2 protein-coding genes are annotated in these 3,961 nt (G+C 67.6%); one reads left to right on the top strand and one right to left on the bottom strand.

Annotation, left to right across the window (positions count from 1 at the left end):
- Nucleotides 1–34 precede the first annotated feature (34 nt).
- Nucleotides 35–1,747 carry a class I tRNA ligase family protein gene (locus VM221_03555; GenBank protein ID HUT73898.1) on the top strand — a complete coding sequence of 571 codons (1,713 nt, stop codon included), beginning with the start codon at nt 35–37 and terminating at the stop codon, nt 1,745–1,747.
- Between the two features lie 169 nt (nt 1,748–1,916).
- Here the strand turns inward: VM221_03555 and VM221_03550 are convergent.
- A partial coding sequence (locus VM221_03550) for a hypothetical protein (protein ID HUT73897.1) occupies nt 1,917–3,961 on the bottom strand: 2,045 nt, incomplete at its 5' end.

Below are 3,961 nucleotides of genomic sequence, written 5' to 3'. Positions count from 1 at the left end.
TGCGCCGCGCGCTGCAAGCGGCGGCGCTGCTCGCCTGGATTTTCTCGCTCATGGGCAAAAACGCCCTTCGTCGAAAAACAGACGTGCTCGCACGCTTGCGCCATCCGTTGCTTCAAGAAATGGCCGGAGTATAGGCTATTGGGGCCTGGCGCTTCCTATCTGGCAGTGCTCCTGCGGCTGGTTCGACGTCATCGGTGGCCGAGACGAACTCCATCAACGAGCCACAGAAGGGTGGAAGCGATTCGCGGGGCACTCACCCCACCGACCTTGGGTCGACGAAGTGAAGATCCGTTGCGGAAAGTGCGCCGGGTTAGCCAGCCGAGTTGCCGATGTTGGGAACCCTTGGCTTGATGCCGGAATCGTGCCCTATTCCACCATGGGATACTTCGACCGTCGGCAAGAATGGGAGCACTGGTTTCCTGCTGACCTTGTCATCGAGAGCCTCCCGGGGCAGTTTCGCAACTGGTTCTATGTGCTGTTGGCGATGAGCGCCATGCTCGAAGGGCGCAAGCCGGTCAGCACAATGATGGGCCACAGCAGTGTGGTTGACGAGCAGGGCGAGGAGATGCACAAGTCCAGGGGGAACGCCGTGTGGTTCTCCGAGGCCGCCGACCGGATGGGGGCGGATGTGGTGCGATGGATCTGCGCCTCTCAGCCGCTCACGCAACCCCTGCGGTTTGGATGGGGAGGGGCGGAAGAGGTCCGAGATTGGCTGCGCACGCTGTGGAATGTGTATAGCTTCCTCGCCACCTACGCCAAAGTTGATCGCTGGCCAGAGGCGGAAACCTACACCGCACTAACGGGGATGCCGCCGCAATCCGCGCTCGACCGATGGCTGCGTCTTCGCACCGCCCTGACCACGCAAGCGGTGTTCTCGGCGCTTGAATCGCTGAACCCGCCGCGTGCAACCACGGCGCTCCTGGGGCTCCTGGACGACCTGTCGAACTGGTGGGTCCGGCGCAGCCGGCGACGCTTCTGGAAGAGCGGGTCCGATGCGGACAAGCAATCGGCCTATCGAACGCTTCACACAGCGCTCTTCGACTTCAGCCGTCTGCTTGCGCCTTTCGTGCCCTTCACCGCCGAAGCCTTGTACCAGCGATTGGTGGCGCCGTTTGAGGGAAGCTTCCCGGAGAGCGTCCACTTGTGCGAGTTGCCCGCCTCACATCTCGAAGAAAGTGATCGTGCGCTCTTAGACGAATGCACCCGGGCGCAAGCGGCCGTCCGCCTCGGTCGAGCCTTGAGGGCCGAGGTCGGAGTCCGCGTCCGTCAGCCTCTGGCTCGCGCCCTGATTCTCAATCTCGAAGCCCCTGGCACCTCGGCATTCCCGCATTTCGCACCCGACGTGCGGGAGGAACTCAACGTCCGGTCGGTGCAATTCGTCTCCACCAAGGAGCAGCTCGCCAGCCCCTGTGTTGAAGGACCGCATCAGGCGGTCGGGCTTGATACTCAACTCACAGATGACTTGATCGCAGAGGGAATCGCCCGCGACCTGGTACGGCATATCCAGAACCTTCGTAAGCACGCAAGGCTGCGAGTTGACCAACGTATCTCCCTCTGGATTGAGCACGAGGGGGCCGAGGCGGTCGGACGCGCTCTGCGAACCTATGACGGCTATGTAGCGGCCGAGACTCTGGCGACTCAGGTGACGCACGGCGCAGGGCCAGCCAGAGCTGCGAGCACCGAGTGCACCGTGGCCGGGCGACGCGTGACACTTGCCATTGTGGCCGGCGAAGACGCGTGGAAGTAGCTGCCAAGTGCGCCTCGAAACCAAGCGGGAGGGCCAGCCCCAGGGAGGGGGCGTCCATCAGCGGGGAACGCTCCGGCAGGGGAAGCTTCGTGACTGTGGGAAAGCAGGGGGAGTCACCTATTATCGCATTTCGTTCAAGCTCCGCGGTCCCCCACCGCCGGAGCCGGCGCTACCTCCCCGCCGGGGTGGCGAGCGGGTGGAAGCCGGCGCTGAGGGTCATGCTGAACTTGCCCTCCCGCCCGACGGTGAAAACGATCGCCGCGCGCTCGCCCGCAAGGGGGCTGAGGTGGGGGAAGTCCGCGCCGTTGACGGACTCCACTTTCATCGCCCCCCACATCTGGGGCCACTGCAACACCATCCAGTAGCGCCCCGCCGCGGGCACCACGCCCTCGATGTGGATTCCCTGGTCGCGGTGCGCGGCCCCCAACAGCGCCACCGCGGGCGCGGCATCCACGACGAAGGCCTTGCGCGCCGCCGGCGTCTGGGTGATCTGCACCTCGTGCGGACCCGCGGCCGCCGGCAGGATGCAGCTTGCCAGTTCCGCCCCGTCGAGGGCAACGCGGGCCAGGTGCACGCCCCTGCCGCGCAGGGCGATGTCGTAGGTCGCGTCGCGCCAACACAAGCCCGACACGGCGTCGGCGAGGATGGGAACCAGGGCGCGCGGCATCACGCGCAGGTGGGCGGGGGTCATCTCGATCCCGTAGTGGCCGGCGTAGATCGCCTGCAGCAGGCCCCATGAATCCCAGATGCGCCCGCGGCTGAAGGTTTGCGGGCCGCGCTGCTTGGCGCTCGATGCCTCGCTGAAGGGGAAATCGGTGGCCTCGTAGTCGGCCCAGAGCAGCTGCCACACCTGGCGCGCCTTGGGCTCCCCCAGGCGGGCGCGGACGTACAGGTCCCAGCCGCCGACCCATGGCGCCCACTGATCGAGGCCTCCGGGATACGGCGCGACGCTGAGCGCAGTCGGGCGCGGGCCGTCGAGATAGTAGCGCCGCCAGTTGTCGTTGAGGCGGGCGAAGATGGTGCGGATGCGTCCGCCGTCGCTGCACAGCCCGCCGGCCACCGCCCACAGGTTGCCGAAGGAGTCCTCCTCGCGGCGCAGCGAGCCGTCCGGATTGCGCCAGCCGATGTAGCAGCCCCGCTCCTGGTCCCACAGGCCGCCTTTGTCGGTGGCGCGATTGGCGGCGGCGGCGATGCGGTTGGCGGCGGCGTGCCACTTGCCCGCGGCCTCGGCCTCGCCCGCCATCTCGTGCAGGCGCGCCAGCTTGCGCAGGCCGTCCACGCACACCGCGGCCAGGTAGGTCTGCTCGCCCTTGACGAAATCGCCCTCGGGGTAGGTCTGGCCGTGGTCGCCGATCACCGGCAGGTCGCGGGGACCCAGCAAAGCGATGACGGCGGCGCCCGCGCGGTCGGCCGCGGGCAGCAGAGCGCGCACGAACGCCAGGTCGCCGGTGCGGCACAGGTAGTCATAGATCATACCGATCAGCAGCCCGGCGGAATCGAGACTGCCGTAGGCGGAGTCGCCGTCGGGGCCGATGCTGGTAGGCGGATGGCCCGCTTCATCGAGGTTGGCCGCGAAGGCACGGATCTCGTCAGTCATGATCTCCAGTAGCTCCGGTCCTGCCACCAGCATGCCGCTCTTCCAGCCGTGGGCGATGTCGCGCAGGTGGCAGCGGCGGGCGCCCGGGTCCGCGGAGGGAGGAAGGACCGCCGCCGTCTGTTGCAGCAGTCGCGGGCCGAAGAAGCGCGCGGTGGCGATGTGGGAGGTCCAGAGAATGAAATCTTGGGCCTGCGGCAGGAACTTGCTGGTCACGGGCTTCAGCCCCGCGATCCGCGGCGGCCCGAACACCAGGCGCGCCTCGACGGTCACGGTCTCGCCCTTGCGCAGAATGACGGGTGCGCCAGGCACGGCGGGAAGCGGCGGTGTCACATGAGGGGAGGCGGCGATGGTGGCGCGGTCGGCGGCGACTTCGATTTCCACGCCCATCGCCGGGCGGCAGGTCAGGACCAAGGTGCGCTCGGCGCCGTCCTTGCAGACCGCGCCTGCGTAGGGAGCGACCGCAACCGCGATGCGCCCCGGGGATGCGCTTGCCAGCCCTTGGCGACCAGCGAAGTAGATGGTGCTCGGCGCGAGCGCAGGATCGAGCGCAAGCAGCAGGCCCGCCCACTGGCAGGTGGCGTCGTCGCGCGCGACGATAGTGGTGCGCACCGTCAGCT

Source organism: Armatimonadota bacterium (genome assembly GCA_035527535.1).
Lineage (GTDB): Bacteria > Armatimonadota > Hebobacteria.
The sequence above is the reverse complement of the archived record's forward strand: the minus strand, read 5'-3'. Positions and strand labels throughout refer to the sequence as shown.